The organism is Microcoleus sp. T3_B1 (assembly GCF_036700445.1).
GTDB lineage: Bacteria > Cyanobacteriota > Cyanobacteriia > Cyanobacteriales > Microcoleaceae > Microcoleus.
The window spans coordinates 76,988-93,018 of sequence record NZ_JAUBOX010000028.1 but is presented as its reverse complement, the minus strand read 5'-3'; the positions used below and the strand labels follow the sequence as shown (position 1 = coordinate 93,018).

Below are 16,031 nucleotides of genomic sequence, written 5' to 3'. Positions count from 1 at the left end.
CCCACACCTCCTACTCCCACACCTCCAACCCCAACACCTCCTACTCCAACACCTCCTACTCCAACACCTCCTACTCCAACACCTCCTATACCAACACCAACCCCAACACCAACCCCAACACCAACCCCAACACCTCCAATACCAACACCGACACCTGCTGGAATTAGTGTTAATGCTGCAAGTGGATTAACCACGACAGAAGCAGGCCAAACAGCCACATTTAATGTCAAACTCAACAGCCAACCTACTGCTGATGTCAAAATAGATTTAGGAAGTTCAAATACAACAGAAGGAACAGTTTCACCTGTCTCGCTGACTTTCAATTCTGGTAACTGGAATGCAGCGCAAACGGTAACATTAACAGGTGTTGATGATAATGTTGTTGACGGCGAGCAAGCTTACACGATTGTTACTGCCCCTGCTGTTAGTGCGGACAACAATTATAACGGCTTAAATGCAGCCGATGTCGCTGTCACCAATAGCGATAATGATACCCTAGCCAACAAACGCAATTCTTTATTCATTCCCCTGTCACCCGGGCAAGTTGTCGCAGAAGCTGACCTTGACGACCCCACTGTTAAGCGACAGCGCTTATCTAACGTCAAATTTGACTTAATAGACGACCCACAACAGAGTTTAGACGAAGGGCCGCTCAACCTTAACTTATTCAACGATACGTCTTTTGACGTAATCATTGACAAAGTACAAACCTCATCCAATGGACAAAGTTGGGTGCGGATTGGCAGAATTCAAGGTGCTTTAGATGACAGTGAAGTCATCTTGACCAACAGTAAAAAGGATGGCGTGGCGATCGGCAATATCAGGTATAAAGACAAATTTTACCAAATTCGTTATGCAGGTAACGGTCTGCACAGCATTCGAGAAATCGACCAAGCAGCCTTTCCCGATCCTGCCGAATTTAACCAAGAAAGCGATGCAGTTCCCGTCCCCAGCGACAGTTTGGCTGACCTTCCAGACATCAGCTACGATTTGACTGGCGACGACCCTGCGGTAATAGATGTCATGGTCGTTTATACCGCGTCAGCCAAAGACGCCGAGGGGGGTACTGATGCCATGAATACCTTGATTGACCTGGCCGAATCTGAAACAAATTTAGGTTACGAAAACAGTGGCGTCAACCAGCGGATACGAATAGTACACAGACAGGAGATATCCTACACCGAAAGTGGCAATGCCAGCACAGATTTAGGCAGACTCCGCAATACTTCCGATGGTTTTTTAGACAATGTTCACCAACTGCGGGACACCTATTCGGCTGACATGGTGAGCTTATTTGTTAATAGCTTAGATTACTGCGGTCTGGGTTACGTAATGACAAGTCCTAGCTATGGGTTTGCAAATTCAGGCTTTACTGTAGTCAAGAGGAGTTGTGCAGCAGGAAATTACAGCTTTGCCCACGAACTAGGACACAACCTAGGTGCTGACCACAATTCAGAAAACGCTTTTAGTGCTGTTTCTTATCCCTATTCTTACGGCTATCGGGATACCGCCAGCCCAAACACTTTCCGCACCGTAATGTCTTACCAAAGCGATCCTCCCACTACGCGGATTAATCGCTGGTCTAATCCCGATCGCACATATCTCGGCGAACCCACAGGAACGAGTTCCACAAATAATGCTCGCACGCTGAACAATACTGCAATTTACGGTGCTAATTGGCGGCACTCAAATGATAATCTTGAGAAGGCAAAAACTGTCAGCGGTAGTTCTTTTTCCACAACTGGCTTAAATGTCAATGGCACTAAACAGACAGGAGAATTAAATCACGCAGGTAACAGCGGTGGTAAATCTATTTGGTGGTCTTGGACAGCCCCAAGTTCTGGCCCGGTAACAGTTTCTACGGCGGGCAGTTCCTTCGATACTTTGCTAGGGGTTTACACTGGCAGTTCAGTTTCTAGTTTGGCGACTGTTGCTAGCAATAATAACGACCCTGCTGGAGGTCAAACCAGTCGAGTCAATTTTACTGCTACTGCCGGTACGACTTACAAAATAGCAGTAGATGGCTTCGGCGGATCGTCAGGTTATATTAATCTGAATCTGAGTCCTGGCGTCAACCGTCCGCCAGTCTTGACCATTCCGTTCCGTGAACAAGGTTTGAGCTTGCAACCGGGTTCGAGTCCTGGCAACTTGCAGTTTACTTTTCAAAACAACACTTTCACTGACCCCGATCCCGGCGATACGCTGACTTACACTGCTGATTGGTATGAAAATGTGAGCAATTTCGAGTGGCGAAATGTCAGCGGGGGGCGATCGCCAATCCCGACAAGTTGGAACCGCATTAGTCCCTTACCAACAGGAATGAGTTTCGACGCCAGCAGCCGCACTTTCAGGGTTGACAATAACTTGCCGCGCGGTCAAAACTACTGGATTCGGGTAACAGCCAGGGATGCTGCTGGTGCATCGGATATAGCATTTTTCGATGTTTACAATCAAGGTCGGGGTTCTGTAATCGACGGTTACATTGCTGGCGCTACTGTGTTCTTTGATGGTAACAAGAATGGGGTAAAGGATGCGAACGAATCCTCTACAATAACGGGCCCTAAAGGTGAATACGAACTCGATATTCCCTTGGAAACCTTTGACAAAAATCAGAATGGGGAAGTTGATCCAGAGGAAGGCAATATAGTTGCTTTTGGAGGCACTGACACCGCTACTGGTTTGCCACTAGAAACACCCGTCACAGCACCTGCGGATGCTACTGTTGTCACGCTGTTAACGAGTTTGGTAGTGGATTTAATTGATAAGGGAGTTGCACCGGAAACAGCGCAATCTCTTGTCAAATCTTCTCTGGCGATTCCCCCTGATGTTGACATCACCGATTTCGACCCGATCGACGCTACCAACAACAATCAACCGGGCGGAGTCCAAGTCTTATCCGAAATGGTCAAAGTCCAAAACTTCATCACTCAAACCAGCGGTTTGATTGACGGTGCTTCCAGTGCAGCTAGTCAGGATATTGTCAAAGCTGTTGTCAGTTCAATTACCGTTCAAATTCAATCCGGTACAGTTTTAAACCTCAGTAATGCAGCAGCCTTAGAACCAATCATTCAGCAAGCAGCAGCTAAAATCCAGCAAATAGACCCCAGTTTTAACAGCCAAACTGTTACCCAAATTACCTCCCAAGCTGCGACTGTAATGGCAACAGCCAATCAGCGCATTGATAGCGCTGTCTCCAACCCAACAGGAACCTCAATTCCTGAATCACTTGCCCGCGTCCAACAAGTAGCTTTAGGCCCAACTACTCAAGACTTCAAATCAGTTGGTAGCGGAAATAAACCTATTTCCCAGGTAGTTGCTGACAATACAGGTACTGCTTTAGATAGGAGAATTGAAGCTGTAGTATTGCCGGCTGTGATTGCAACTCCTGTTGTCAGCGGCGATGTAGATTTGGGCAGCAATTCCCCGAATGCAATTCTTGGTACCAATGGCGACGATATCCTGACTGGCGACAGCGCGAATAATTTGCTGATGGGCATGAGGGGCAATGATTCCCTCAATGGAGTTCTGGGGAATGACTCGGTTTTCGGTGGCAAAGGTAGCGATACTTTGCTCGGAAGTAGCGGTGATGATACCTTATTTGGCAACCGTGGTGCTGACATTTTGAATGGCGATGATGGTAATGATATGCTTTACGGAGGTAAGGGAGATGATTTACTGACGGGCGGTTTGGGACTTGATACTTTGACGGGAGGCATGGGAGTAGATAAGTTTTTACTCTCTACGAATTCCGGTACTGATACGATTACTGACTTTGAAGTCGGTAAAGATTTGTTAGTATTGGGTAACGGACTGATTTTCTCGCAATTGGCGATTGTCCAAGATAGCGGTTCAACTTTAATCCGGTTGGCTGCAACCGGAGAAATTTTAGCTTCTATTAATGGGGTATCGTCCACTCTAATTAATGTCGCAAATTTCGGCTAACTTTAATAGCAAGTAGTCGCACATAAATCGTATTTATGTGCGGCTCTCAGAGAGTGGGGCTAATAGTTTAGATGCAGAAAGTAGATATACTTACCAGAAATCGTTATAAATTCCACTCAATCTCCGGGACAAGGCTAGACTTGGGCGCATACATATTCAGTAAAACTATATCTATATTGCCACTGCGTGCACCAATAAAGATGGCTATAGTTATACTTACTTATTTTGGCAATTAAGTGGGATTGAATACCGGCTCAATTGCCGCTCAATACCCTCTTGCTGCTAAATGCGAAGCGCGTTATGGCGAAGGATTCTCGGAGGAATTATGATGAACCTAAATTTAGATACTATTTTCTCATCGCTGATGAACCCGGCCCTGAATGAGTTTCAGGCTTGGGCTTTGCAAAACCCGGAAGAAAGTCTCAGCAAAACGATGCTACCGCCGATCGCCCTGATTGAGGGTTTGATTGCCAACGAACCCACCTATTTGCCGATAAAACGGCTGGCTTTCGGAGCCAACTTTTGCTGCGCGGGCCAAGTCGTGATGGGAGAGTTTGCAACGCTGGAAAAAGCACTCACATCGCCCCAGGCGCGCGGATGGCGGCTTGGTACTTCTGTACTCGATCCCGATCGCGCGCCCAACCAAGATGTCGGCGGCAGAAACCTTTTCCTGCTGTCTTTGTCCGATCGCGCCACTGACGATACCAGCAACCACGCAGCATTCCGAAGCTGTATGCAGAAATATCTATTCAACAGTGCGACAACGGATCGCCAAGGGGACGAAATCGCCCGACGGTTGCTGCTGAGGCTAGCTGCAGATTATGCCGAGATGTCGCACGGTGCGGGGGGAGCGTTTTTTACCGATGTCAAGCGGGGTTGGATGGGATTTTTAGTCCGATATCTGCACTACGTCATCTTTGGGATTAATCCAGACGATTCAGAGTCGATCGAACTTCTCACCGAATTACATTACACTCGCCAAAGCCCGCTGCACTACTTCGCAGTCATCGGCAACCTGCTGCAAAGCCTGAACCTGTTTGGACACGGGGATTTGTCTACTCTAATCGAGCGTGCAGCGACTATCTATGAAAATTCCCCAGCCTTAGCCGACTTCGAGGAGAGCTCGGAAAACAACGGCATGACTAAGCGGGAATTGGCAAAGCTGATGACATCGATTATGGGGATAGCGGGAATGCAAGGCCCCCTGCACCTAGGCTACACGGCAATGGGATACCACCCTCTACCCGCCTATAAAGGACAGCAGACGGCCGAAATTAACCCGACTGATTTTTGGGATCAGCTCGATTTGGACGATCGCCAGTCGATCGAGCTTTTCCTCCTGGAATGCGCCCGCCTCTGGGCTCCCGTCAGCGCCACGCACCGAGTCGCGACAGAGCCTTTCACCGCAACGGTAGCGGGCAAAGAGCGCACCTTCCCCGCAGGAACCAAGGTACTGATACCGCTCAGCCTGGGGCTGCTAGACGGGAGTTTCTGGGGCTCTACGGTATACGAATTCAACGCTAAGCGGGAGAATCTGTGCCCTTTTCATATGGGATTTCATTCCGTGGGCGATCGGAGTGCGGGACGGATTTGCCCAGGTAAAGACATCGCACTCAAGATGCTCGTGGATGTCGTCAGTACGGTAGGCAAAGTGCGGCGAACCTCTGAGCCGAATTTGCAGGGGTAATTAATCCAAAAGCTCGCATCAGATAGCGGTTGAAACTGAGATATAGCCTTTCGAGCTCTCATATGAGGTACTCATGGGCATCGGGCATCGGGCATCGGGCATCGGGCATCGGGCATCGGGCATCGGGCATCGGGCATACCTCACCACGCTTGAGAACCGCTATATTACACAATTCTCAAGAACAGGCAAGATGCCTGTTCCACAAAGAATTAATTGCTTGTGGGGTGGGCATCCTGCCCGCACATAAAAGCCTTATTGAGAATGGTGCAAGATGTGAGTTGAAACCGCACGCCACACAAACGAAGTCCGATCGATCGACTCAGAAATCAAGGGGGTATCTAATATAGCAATCCTAAATGATTATACTCGTTACCAGGAAGAGCCTGGTAACGCATATCCGGAGGCTCTGCCTCCATAGTCTGGGCCGAGGCAGAGCCTCGCTTACATCGGTTCCCAGGCAGAGCTTGGGAACCAGTTAAACCAGTTAACCAGTTATTGAAACTGATGCGAGGATTGCTATAGGAAACCAAAACACAACTATTTTGAGGATAAATAATATCATGTTAATCGAACAAAAGCAACTAAAAGACATCGCGAATTGGATGAAAGTAGAACATCCAGCGGAGTTACCTGAAGTCCTGCAAGGTATCTTTTTTATGGACGGGAATGTTTTACCAGACCATTGTCTGACGATGCACAGTTCGGACTGGAATGCTGACGAAAAAACGTTATTGCTGCGCGTTTTTGACCAGGAATTTCAAAGGTGGTACCCGCCACGTGATTTATCCGTGGAATCAATCCAAAATCGAAAATCAAAAATCCTCAAGCCCCCGCATTTATCCGTGGGGTCGCCTCTAAAATCTCAAATCTAAAATCTCAAATCGATTGACGCTACCCATACCTGCCGCTGCACCTCGGCCTCATCAGCTACACCCCTAACTTTTTCGTTGTTAACTGCCCCAGATTTACGTCAAATGTAACGAAATATTACAAGATGACGCTAAAGCAGCATAGAGGCTTGACAGCAAAGAATTAAGCGGCTAATCTGATATACATACCCGGGTAAGTCAATTCACTGTCATATGCAAGAAAAGCAAAAAGTTACATTGTATCTTCCACCAGAACTGCATCGCCAGCTCAAAATCCGAGCCGCAGTCGAAACTGAACCGATGTCATCAATTGCAGAAAGGGCAATTGTCTTCTACCTAGGAAATCCCGAACTGGTTGACGAAGTAGAAGCCTCCTACGGACAAACCCATCGGGTATACAACTGTCCAGAATGCACGGGTTCAGTAGTAATGCGAGATGGAGAACTGGCATCCGTAACAAGTCAGCCGAGCGTATTGGCTGAACAGGATCTTCCAGTAAAGCAGGTGTCGGGCGTCAGTGCCAGCACGGCCAAACCGGGAGAGGAAGAATTGGTTCCCTGCTAAGAATGCCTTGCTTCCCCAAAAAGCTAAAACTGAACATTTCAGTAACAGGGCTAATGGCAGCATTGAGATTCAGCAAAGATAGCACCGTCTCTAGTGGGTCGAGGAATATGCAAGAAGAGATCAGTATTCTAATCCAAGCTCAATATCCTCTGATCTACCTCGTGACATCCGAGGAAGAGCGGTGTGAGCAAGCAATTTCGACAATAGCTCAAGCGAAACCACAGCGACGAGTATTTATCTGGACTGTAACTCACGGCATTGTGGAGTATGGTCAACCCCGCACCACCACCCAACACAACACCGTCTCGCCAGAGGCAGCAATTGAATGGGTGATCAGGCAGCGAGAACCCAACAGTAACGCTAGCATCTACATTTTCAAAGATTTGCATCCTTTTATAGATTCTCCTCCGGTAACGAGGTGGTTGCGCGATGCGATCGCCCACTTCAAAGGAACGCAAAAGACAATTATACTGATGTCTCCTTTGCAGCAAATTCCGATCGAGCTAGAAAAGGAAGTAGTGGTATTAGACTTCGCGTTGCCAGACATGAAGGAACTAAACCAAGTATTGTCTGGTCAGTTGGAGCAAACGAAATCGCGACGCATTACCACAGAAGGGCGAGAAAAACTTTTAAAAGCAGCCTTGGGATTGACCAAGGACGAAGCTGAAAAAGTTTATCGCAAAGCCCAAGTTTCGACTGGGCGCCTCACAGAAGAAGAAGTAGACATAGTTCTTTCGGAGAAAAAGCAATTAATTCGGCGCAACGGCATTCTAGAGTTCATTGAAGAAGACGAAACCCTGGATGCAGTCGGCGGTTTAGAAGAGCTGAAGCGGTGGCTGAGACAGCGTTCCAACGCCTTTACAGAAAGGGCGAGAGAATACGGCCTGCCCCAACCAAAAGGGATGTTAATTCTCGGCGTACCCGGATGCGGAAAATCGCTGATTGCTAAGACCACCTCCCGCCTCTGGGGACTGCCCCTGCTGAGGCTAGATATGGGTAGAGTCTACGACGGCTCGATGGTGGGTCGATCGGAAGCAAACCTCCGCAATGCCCTCAAAACCGCAGAATCGATCTCTCCAGCCCTCCTCTTCATCGACGAACTAGACAAAGCCTTTGCAGGAGGCACTGGTTCGGCCGACTCAGACGGAGGCACCTCCAGCCGGATTTTCGGTTCGTTCCTCACTTGGATGCAAGAAAAGACTTCCCCAGTCTTCGTAATGGCAACAGCCAACCGAATCGAGCGGTTGCCGGGAGAATTCTTGAGGAAAGGCCGATTCGACGAACTCTTCTTTGTTGATCTGCCTACCAAAGAAGAACGCCAAGATATATTTAAGATTCACCTGTCAAAGCGCCGTCGGGAAATTACTCGCTTCGATTTAGAGCAACTTTCCAATGTTTCCGAGGGCTTTTCAGGTGCAGAGATTGAGCAAGCGCTAGTAGCCGCAATGTACGAAGCCTTCGCTCAAGATCGAGAGTTTACGCAGCTAGACATCATCGCGGCCATTAAATCCACAATGCCACTGTCTAAAACAATGACCGAACAGGTCACCGCCCTGCGAGATTGGGCTAGACAGCGTGCACGGCCCGCTGCGTCTTCCGTCGCTGAATACCAGCGAATGGAATTCTAAAAGCTTTCTCCTGGTCCAAACAGGAGCAAAGGCTAGCAACAGCTAGCAGTTCGATTCAAGAGCCGCCCAGCGGCACCGTTAAATCCAGACCGTTGTTGTTTCTCTCTCAGTTGTATTAGGAGGAAATCCAATGTCTCACTTTAGCACACTGCGTACCAAAATCACCGATGCCGAAATCCTGAAAGCTTCCCTGCGCGACTTGGGCATTTCAGTCAAGTCAGAAGCTGATGTTCGTGGCTATAACGGTCAGCGCGTTCGCTCCGACATCGTGGCGATTCTGGAAGGCGAATATGACCTCGGTTGGTCTCGCAATAGCGATGGTTCCTTTGACCTGATTGCCGACCTCTGGGGTGTCGCCAAAAAGCACAATCAAACTGAGTTAATCAACTCCATCAACCAGAAGTACGCAGTTAACAAGACCTTGGCAGCAGTCAAGCAGCGCGGTTTGCAAAATGCCAACGTTAAGCTGGTAGTGCAAAACTAATTGATCTGCATGTTTCCAAGCTCGCGGGTTAACCAAACAAACGGGTTAACCCGTTTTTAGCTAGCTAGGATGTAGAGCGGGGTCTTTGGGTCGCCACATACATTTTTAGCACCCCCAAGCAGCAGCTTTCAACCTGAAAGCTGCTGCTTTATGCTTTAATGGTCGGCTACCTAATGCTTGGGGGAATCGTCGATCGTTTGTTGATAAATTTCAAGCATTCGATCGACTTTGTGTTCCCAATCAAAATGCTGCCGGACTCGTTCCCGTCCCGCACAACCCATACTCTGCCGCAATTCTGGTGACTGGGCGAGCTTGAGCATCGCATCTGTCAGTCCCTTGACAAAGCCTTCTCTGGAAGCGGGTTCTACTAAAATACCGCAAGTGGAATTCAGATAATCTGCAGGGCCGCCCCAGTTCGTTGCTAAGTAGTTAAGCAAAATTAATTACATAGGGCTTGCTGAATAAGCCTAAAACCCTTACCTGAAAAGACTTTGACTCGCGAGCGGCGCGGATAAAGTGTAAGACTATGAGCTAAAATTAGTCAAAAGCCATGCACAGTATCACTTTCGTTGATGTACCGAAAACTTGACCCAACCCCAAAAGCACCGTCCAACTTTGACCTTAACGGACAGGGACAATTATCAGAGAATAATCGTTGGGTAATCATGGCAAAAATAATTCCGTGGTCAGAATTTGAAGTAGAATATGCCAAAAATTTCACCTGTTCAACGGGAGCGCCCGCCAAATCGTTTCGTATGGCCTTGGGGGCATTAATAATCAAAGAAAGATTAGGAACTAGCGACGCCGAAACAGTAGAACAAATAAGAGAAAACCCATACCTACAATACTTCCTAGGTCTGAGTGGTTATAGTAATGAAGCACCATTTGACTCATCCATGTTCGTTTATTTTCGGCAAAGAATAGGTGTCAACCTCGTCAATAAAATCAATGAAAAAATGGTCAAAAACCAGACCCAAGTGCAAGGAGAGGAAGTAGAAAAAAGTCATCAGACCTAAGTGAGCCTAAGAATCAAGGAAAATTAATATTAGACGCAACCTGCGCGCCATCCGACATTAAATATCCGACGGATTTAGGACTATTAAATCAAGCAAGAGAACATACAGAAAAAATCATAGATGCTCTACACAATCAAATTCAGTCACCCGTAAAAAAAAAGCCGATCGCATATCGAAACCGAGCCAGGAAAGAATACCTAACTCTAGCAAAAAAACGCAAACCACAACGAAAAGAAAGAATAAAAGCCATTAAAAAACAACTGCAATACATCCAAAGAAATTTGACGAATATAGAGCGAATGGGTGAGCTACAGTTGCTGAGTAAATCTCATTATAAAATGCTGTTAGTAGTTGCAGAAGTCTACCGTCAACAGTTGTCAATGTATGAAAAGAAAGAACATAGTATTCCCGACAGTTGGATAAGTTTAAAGCAACCACATATCCGCCCCATTGTCAGAGGGAAAGCCGGGAAATCCGTTGAATTCGGGGCAAAACTGTCAGCCAGTTGTCGAAATGGGTACGTATTTTTAGACCGAATTAGTTGGGATAATTTCAACGAATCAGGAGACTTAAAAATACGGTAGTAATAAATATGTAGTGATTAGATATTTATTGGCTCAAAACATAGTTGTAATGATGGATAAAATACCCAATAGCACCAATATGGTTTTCTAACTTTTTAGAAAATGAAAGAGTCTTTCTTACGATCCGAGAAACACGTTGGCGCAAAGTATTATTAAATCTTTCAATGTGATTAGTTTTTCCACTATCTTTACCAACTGGCTGATGGCGTAGCGAAGGAAAAATACAAGCATATGCAGCCCAAAAATCTGTATAGCAAACAGCACATTGTCGATATACAGGAGGTAGAGAATTCCATAATTGTTTTGCTCCTTCTTCGCTACGAGCGCCAATATAAACACCAATAATTTCTCTGGTCTCTGGGAGCATCTCATATTTGTAAAAATACTTCTTCTGGCTCCTTCCTTCTTGTGGCTCCTTCCTTCTTCCTCTTTCCTTCTGCCTCCTGCCTCCTGCCTCCTGCCTCAAAACTCCAATTTCTAGCTTGGCCGCAAAGGTGAGATGCTCCCTGGTCTCTCTATCCATTGCTAACCACACCCATTGCTTATTTTTTTTGCAATCTACAAATGACCAAAGTTCATCACATTCAACATTCAATCTGACTTTTTTTTTAGGTTTAACCTTTACTGTTCGTTCGATTGAGGCATATTTATTATTTACGTAATCCTGTAACCATTTTTGAGAAACACCCGTGCTTCTAGCTATACCAGCCAACGAAATCTTATCCAAAAGAAGTCGATCGATTAAATATGATTGTTTGTGAGGTAATTACTTTGTTGGTCGGATTTTCGACAAATTGGCGACCGCAACTTTGACATTTGTATTTTGGTTTTTTATTATGAATTCTACCATTTTTAACTATGTGATTTGAACCACAATCAGGGCAATTTGGTCGTGAGGGTAGCATATTCTATGACTAAACTAATATTGGCAGATACCACGGATTCCAGTAATAGTTACTTATGATAGCCTAACTGTAACTCAATCTACATTCGAGCGCGTAAAGAAATATTAAAATCACAAAATTTGATTGTGTTATTTATAAAATAATCTTATGTATTCAATTACTGTAATTAAACTTCACTACATATTTATTACTACCAAATTGAGCAAATTCTTGTCTGGCCGTTTCTTGAAAGCCTGGTGGAAATGGGATGCCCCCATTCACAGGCACTAGAATAAAAGGAGTCTGCTGACACACACTGACTACCTTAAACGGATATCGGGGCATCATCGGGGTAATTGCATGAACTATGTCATAATCTCCGTTGAGAATTTTCCCTTTAAATTTTTGGTAGACTTGCTGATTAAACTCTGCATAAATTGGGTAGCTCAAGGCATTATAAAGAGGCCAATTTACTCGCCCGTTAGCCGTAATCTTGGCTACTATTTTATAATACTGTTTGTTAAAATTTCCTTCTTCCAGCTAGAAAATATTTTCGTATTCCGGGTGTTTTTCGAGAGCGGGTTTATTTCTAATATGGGTAACGAGGGTTGCATCAACTAAGTTGTTAATTTTTTGAAAAAAATTGTATCCCACCAAAGGTACAGATGCCCAGTCAGGATTGCACTGCTCTACAATTAGTAAAACTTTTAATTTTTTATTACTCATTTGTTTGCTACTCAGGGGTGGATTTTCTGGCACGTTACCTGTAATTCTAGCTGGCTGAATTAATAGAGTTGGTTGTTTTGTATTCGATTAGTTTGCTCTGCTGCCCCAACAATCGGCGCTGGTGAAACTGGATTTGACCTTGTAGCTGGGGAAATTTGGCTAATACGCATGACAAAGCGTAGATGGCTGCGTCTTTAGTTGTGAGATCCCGATGCTTTATATAATAGTTATAGGTGCGATAGGTTGCTAAGGGGTAGCCACTCAATAGTAACAAGCTCCAGCCTTTTGTCGGCCATGTCATTGCCAAGGCTAGGGCTGGTAAGACTAATCCCCACAGCCAGGTGCTTCGGGTTTCTTTGACCCAATGGCGCTCTGGTTCGCTGCCGTGCATCCAGGAACCCTCGGCATAGGCGTGACCCGCTCTTTGAGCCCGCTTCCACCACTGAGAGAAACTGCTCATTTGCGCGTCGTGCAGGGTCATTTCTACATCTAAGCGGAGGATTTTCCAACCTTTTTGGCGCAACCGCAAGCACAGTTCGGGTTCTTCGCCGGCTATTAGTGTGGGATTGAAACCTTCGACTTGCTCAAATGCTGCCGCGCGCATCATGGAATCGCCACCGCAGGCTTTGGTTTCGCCGATGGGGGTATCCCACTCGATGTCGCACAATTGGTTGTAGATGCTGGCTTCGGGGTATCGTTCGCGCCTGCGCCCGCATACTGCTGCTACCTCGGGTTTGGCTGTGAGTTCGCTGTAGGCCCGATCGATCCAGCCGTCAACGATTTCGCAGTCGCCGTCTACAAATTGGACAAATTCGATGTCTGGAACTAATTGCAGCAAGCGGGCAAAGCCTTCATTTCTGGCGCGTGCTGCGGTAAACGGTATAGATAGGTCGAGTTCAACTGTATCGGCTCCGATCGATCGGGCTAAATCTAGGCTACCGTCTGTTGAGCCGGAATCGACATAGACGACGCGGGCAACTTTGTCTGTGGCAGACACTAGGCATTGGCGGAGGCGCTGCCCTTCATTTCGTCCGATCGCCACTAATCCCACTTGTTTCAACTCTTACCTCTAAAATTCGACTACTGAGCAGTTCCTTTTATATTTTAATAAAAGTCGAGCTAATTTCCTAATTTTTCTGCGACTTATAGAAATTATTTTTCAGACTCCCTGGGTTTTTTTTTCGATTATTTTTGCCGGTATTCCCACAGCGGTTGCACCTGGTGGCACGTCACAAATCACCACAGCATTGGCACCAATCAAAGCATGATCGCCGATCGTTACGGAGCGAATAATTTTCGCTCCTGCACCGATATCGACGTGACCGCCGATTTTGACATCACCAACAATTGTCACCTGTTGAAGAATCAGACAGTTAGGGCCAATGGAAGCACTGGGATGAATGACAATGCCATTAGGATGAGGCAGCACCAGTCCTCCTTGTATTTGGCAGTTTAAAGGGATGTCTGTTGCAGTTACCACGCTCCAAAATCGATACTGAATAACGTTCCAACGGCATAAAATATATCCTGCAATTCCACCCTGCTTCTGCCACTTTTGATAGTTGCGGATAGATTTGAGCAGTTGGCGACTGGGTTCCCACCAGTTGCTGGGTTTTTCGCGGCTCCAGTCTGCTTCTGTAGCAGAAACGATTGGCTTAGTGATTGACTCAACCATTATTTGTGGAATATTTTGATGATGTTGACAATTGTGCCTATGTGTGGAGTTTGCCTTAACAGCCATCTTTAACTTGAGTAGGTAGATTGATGGAATCTCCGCAGAGTTATAGGAGAAGGAAAAGGCAGAAGGAAGACAATGATTTAAGTATTGTTTTCAGCAGGGCGGGATTTGATAATTTTGGCTGGGATACCAACGGCAGTTTGACCTGCGGGAACATCTGATAAAACTACAGCATTGGCACCGATATTTACGTCGTCTCCCAAGTTTACTTTTCCGAGGATTTTTGCGCCAGCGCCGACGTTAACCCGATCGCCCAATTGAGGAGATTCTAGCGGTTTGTCCAAATAGCGGTTTCCCAAAGTTACGCCTTGGCGGATAATGCAGTCGTCGCCGATCGTACAATATCCGTGAATAATAATAGCGTTTTGATGTTCAATCACCACGCGACGACCGAGCTTCACAGTGTAAGGCAAATCTATCCCGTAACTATTGCGGACTTTTCGGTAGAGCGATCGATAAATAATGCTCAAAGGAGCTCGCAGTAATTTCGGTTCTACCTGCATTCTCCAGACGCCAAAACGCTGCACTGCTACGGCGCGAAATCCCGGTTTTGTCCAATCTCGACCATGAGCAATCCAGTCTTCTTTAATTTGCTGCCACAGTCCCATGCCGGGGTTTTCTACTTGATTTTCACTGGTGATTAAGTTTTGCTCAGTTACCATAAGCTCTAATTCACACTATTTCTTGTTTACTGTATTGCTAGATGCCCACGATATTAATTGGTTAATCAGGTTTTTGAGAAAAAAGCAACCCGGTTTTATCGCTCAAGAATACTAATTCCTGGTCTGCCTCTGCAAATATTTTGCTTTGCCTAGGTTAACCTGGTTTAGTTGGCTTTTACCGATTTACCAACTCCCTTTAAAAGTTTTTGGATTTTTCAATCTTACCCCCCTTAAAAAATACACTATTTAATACAAAATCCCTCAGCAATTGTGGTGGATCGCCATCTGGTTTGCCTTGAAGTACGCGACGCACCCTCCAGGCTGCAAAACCTGAAGCCCAGGATACATCAGTTAATGCTGTGTAAACCAAGCCGTAGTTTTTGATAAAGTACCTACGCCGGGAATCAAACCAATAAGTCGGCAGCCGCTTGGCGGGCTTTTTGGTGTCAGTGACGCCTGAGCTTTGGCCGACTAAGTGCACCACGCGACTTTCGGGTACGTACCAGCAACTCCAGCCAGCTTTGTTCGCTTGCAGACAAAAGTCCATTTCTTCGCAGTACATGAAATAAGCTTCATCCATCAAGCCAATCTTTTCAAATACTTCGCGACGGACGATCATGCTGGCTCCAGCTACCCAATCAGTTTGACAGGTTTCTTGGGAAATGGGAGGCGCTGCGGCCCAGTTGGCTAATAACTTGGATATAAAGCCTGTCCGCCAACCAAAATCGAGTTCCGTCAAGATGTTGTGAAACCGAAAAGCTGACTCCTGGGGCGTGCCGTCGGGGTCTTCCAAGCGGCTGCCGGCGATGCCGGCTTCGGGATGAGTGTCCATGAAATCGACGAGGGCTTTGAGGGCACCGGGGCGAACTATGGTGTCTGGGTTGAGCAGCAGGAAGTAAGGGGGGGGATTGGTGGATTGGAGGGCGGGACGGATCAGGGCGTTGTTGCCGAAGGCAAATCCGCCGTTGCGGTCTAGGGGAACGAAGGATGCCCATTCATTCCAGCCTTCTGAGGCGATCGCACTACTAATTTCTTCGACGGAGCGATCGCCTGAAGCATTGTCGGCAACTACAACTCGCATACCGGGCAGCGATTGAACTTCGCTAACTAGAGAGCGCAAGCAGTCTATTGTCAAACTAGAGGTTCGGTAGTTAACAATGACAACCAGCAGTGGATAGGGGTGATTGGAGTCGCTGGCCTTCGACATAAGTACCGTTGTTTGTTTAACAACTTTTTAGCTCAAGTTG

The 16,031-nt window shown here is 46.5% G+C and carries 15 protein-coding genes and 2 pseudogenes; 8 read left to right on the top strand and 9 right to left on the bottom strand.

The window, feature by feature from the left end; all coding sequences use genetic code 11:
* The 7 genes from QT990_RS17105 to QT990_RS17075 form a co-directional block, all read left to right on the top strand.
* Positions 1–3,942: M12 family metallo-peptidase (locus QT990_RS17105; RefSeq protein ID WP_333408403.1), on the top strand; the 3,942-nt coding region annotated here is incomplete at its 5' end.
* A gap of 325 nt (positions 3,943–4,267) precedes the next feature.
* Positions 4,268–5,629, top strand: a complete 1,362-nt coding sequence (locus tag QT990_RS17100; RefSeq protein ID WP_333465539.1) for a cytochrome 450 — start codon at positions 4,268–4,270, stop codon at positions 5,627–5,629.
* Positions 5,630–5,691: 62 nt separating this feature from the next.
* Positions 5,692–5,976, top strand: a complete 285-nt coding sequence (locus QT990_RS17095; protein WP_333465538.1) for a hypothetical protein — start codon at positions 5,692–5,694, stop codon at positions 5,974–5,976.
* A gap of 213 nt (positions 5,977–6,189) precedes the next feature.
* Positions 6,190–6,501, top strand: coding sequence for a hypothetical protein (locus tag QT990_RS17090; RefSeq protein ID WP_333465537.1), 312 nt, complete (start codon positions 6,190–6,192; stop codon positions 6,499–6,501).
* A 210-nt stretch (positions 6,502–6,711) separates the two neighbouring features.
* A complete protein-coding gene (locus tag QT990_RS17085) occupies positions 6,712–7,062 on the top strand; it encodes a hypothetical protein (protein WP_006635783.1) in 351 nt (116 codons plus the stop codon).
* 107 nt (positions 7,063–7,169) lie between these two features.
* On the top strand, positions 7,170–8,690 hold the full coding sequence (ycf46, locus tag QT990_RS17080) for a stress-responsive protein Ycf46 (protein ID WP_333057291.1): 1,521 nt from the start codon (positions 7,170–7,172) through the stop codon (positions 8,688–8,690).
* 130 nt (positions 8,691–8,820) lie between these two features.
* Positions 8,821–9,174, top strand: coding sequence for a DUF1257 domain-containing protein (locus QT990_RS17075; RefSeq protein ID WP_006635781.1), 354 nt, complete (start codon positions 8,821–8,823; stop codon positions 9,172–9,174).
* Between the two features lie 170 nt (positions 9,175–9,344).
* On the opposite strand, the gene QT990_RS17070 is transcribed toward QT990_RS17075, so the two are convergent.
* A complete protein-coding gene (locus QT990_RS17070) occupies positions 9,345–9,611 on the bottom strand; it encodes a glycosyltransferase family protein (protein WP_333142094.1) in 267 nt (88 codons plus the stop codon).
* Positions 9,612–9,746: 135 nt separating this feature from the next.
* Between QT990_RS17070 and QT990_RS17065 the strand changes: the two are divergent.
* A pseudogene (locus tag QT990_RS17065) lies at positions 9,747–10,765 on the top strand (IS5 family transposase); the annotation flags it as partial.
* 34 nt (positions 10,766–10,799) lie between these two features.
* Here the strand turns inward: QT990_RS17065 and QT990_RS17060 are convergent.
* The 8 genes and pseudogenes from QT990_RS17060 to QT990_RS17025 all read right to left on the bottom strand — a co-directional run bounded on the left by QT990_RS17060 (position 10,800) and on the right by QT990_RS17025 (position 15,991).
* The gene (locus QT990_RS17060) at positions 10,800–11,297 is read right to left on the bottom strand and encodes an IS1 family transposase (protein ID WP_445252026.1); all 498 of its coding nucleotides are present in this window, start codon (positions 11,295–11,297) and stop codon (positions 10,800–10,802) included.
* Positions 11,289–11,679 (bottom strand): annotated as a pseudogene (locus tag QT990_RS17055) (IS1 family transposase); the annotation flags it as partial. The gene QT990_RS17060 and the pseudogene QT990_RS17055, both read right to left, overlap by 9 nt.
* 153 nt (positions 11,680–11,832) lie before the next feature.
* Positions 11,833–12,108 (bottom strand): hypothetical protein, encoded by a 276-nt coding sequence (locus QT990_RS17050; protein ID WP_333142093.1) that lies wholly within the window; start codon positions 12,106–12,108, stop codon positions 11,833–11,835.
* Between the two features lie 90 nt (positions 12,109–12,198).
* Positions 12,199–12,384, bottom strand: coding sequence for a hypothetical protein (locus tag QT990_RS17045; RefSeq protein ID WP_333142092.1), 186 nt, complete (start codon positions 12,382–12,384; stop codon positions 12,199–12,201).
* A 46-nt stretch (positions 12,385–12,430) separates the two neighbouring features.
* A complete protein-coding gene (locus QT990_RS17040) occupies positions 12,431–13,444 on the bottom strand; it encodes a glycosyltransferase (RefSeq protein WP_333142091.1) in 1,014 nt (337 codons plus the stop codon).
* A gap of 99 nt (positions 13,445–13,543) precedes the next feature.
* Positions 13,544–14,059, bottom strand: coding sequence for a serine acetyltransferase (locus tag QT990_RS17035; protein ID WP_333142090.1), 516 nt, complete (start codon positions 14,057–14,059; stop codon positions 13,544–13,546).
* Between the two features lie 143 nt (positions 14,060–14,202).
* Positions 14,203–14,784: a serine acetyltransferase gene (locus QT990_RS17030; protein ID WP_333142089.1), complete on the bottom strand. Its 582-nt coding sequence runs from the start codon at positions 14,782–14,784 to the stop codon at positions 14,203–14,205.
* A 196-nt stretch (positions 14,785–14,980) separates the two neighbouring features.
* Positions 14,981–15,991: a glycosyltransferase family 2 protein gene (locus tag QT990_RS17025; protein ID WP_333142088.1), complete on the bottom strand. Its 1,011-nt coding sequence runs from the start codon at positions 15,989–15,991 to the stop codon at positions 14,981–14,983.
* Positions 15,992–16,031: the final 40 nt, after the last annotated feature.

Coding starts and splice junctions, on each gene's coding strand:
- QT990_RS17030 (WP_333142089.1), bottom strand. CDS start 14,784: ATGGTAACTGAGCAAAACTTAATCACCAGTGAAAATCAAGTAGAAAAC.
- QT990_RS17045 (WP_333142092.1), bottom strand. CDS start 12,384: ATGAGTAATAAAAAATTAAAAGTTTTACTAATTGTAGAGCAGTGCAAT.
- QT990_RS17075 (WP_006635781.1), top strand. CDS start 8,821: ATGTCTCACTTTAGCACACTGCGTACCAAAATCACCGATGCCGAAATC.
- QT990_RS17090 (WP_333465537.1), top strand. CDS start 6,190: ATGTTAATCGAACAAAAGCAACTAAAAGACATCGCGAATTGGATGAAA.
- QT990_RS17100 (WP_333465539.1), top strand. CDS start 4,268: ATGATGAACCTAAATTTAGATACTATTTTCTCATCGCTGATGAACCCG.
- QT990_RS17035 (WP_333142090.1), bottom strand. CDS start 14,059: ATGGTTGAGTCAATCACTAAGCCAATCGTTTCTGCTACAGAAGCAGAC.
- ycf46 (WP_333057291.1), top strand. CDS start 7,170: ATGCAAGAAGAGATCAGTATTCTAATCCAAGCTCAATATCCTCTGATC.
- QT990_RS17025 (WP_333142088.1), bottom strand. CDS start 15,991: ATGTCGAAGGCCAGCGACTCCAATCACCCCTATCCACTGCTGGTTGTC.
- QT990_RS17085 (WP_006635783.1), top strand. CDS start 6,712: ATGCAAGAAAAGCAAAAAGTTACATTGTATCTTCCACCAGAACTGCAT.
- QT990_RS17060 (WP_445252026.1), bottom strand. CDS start 11,297: ATGGATAGAGAGACCAGGGAGCATCTCACCTTTGCGGCCAAGCTAGAA.
- QT990_RS17095 (WP_333465538.1), top strand. CDS start 5,692: ATGAGGTACTCATGGGCATCGGGCATCGGGCATCGGGCATCGGGCATC.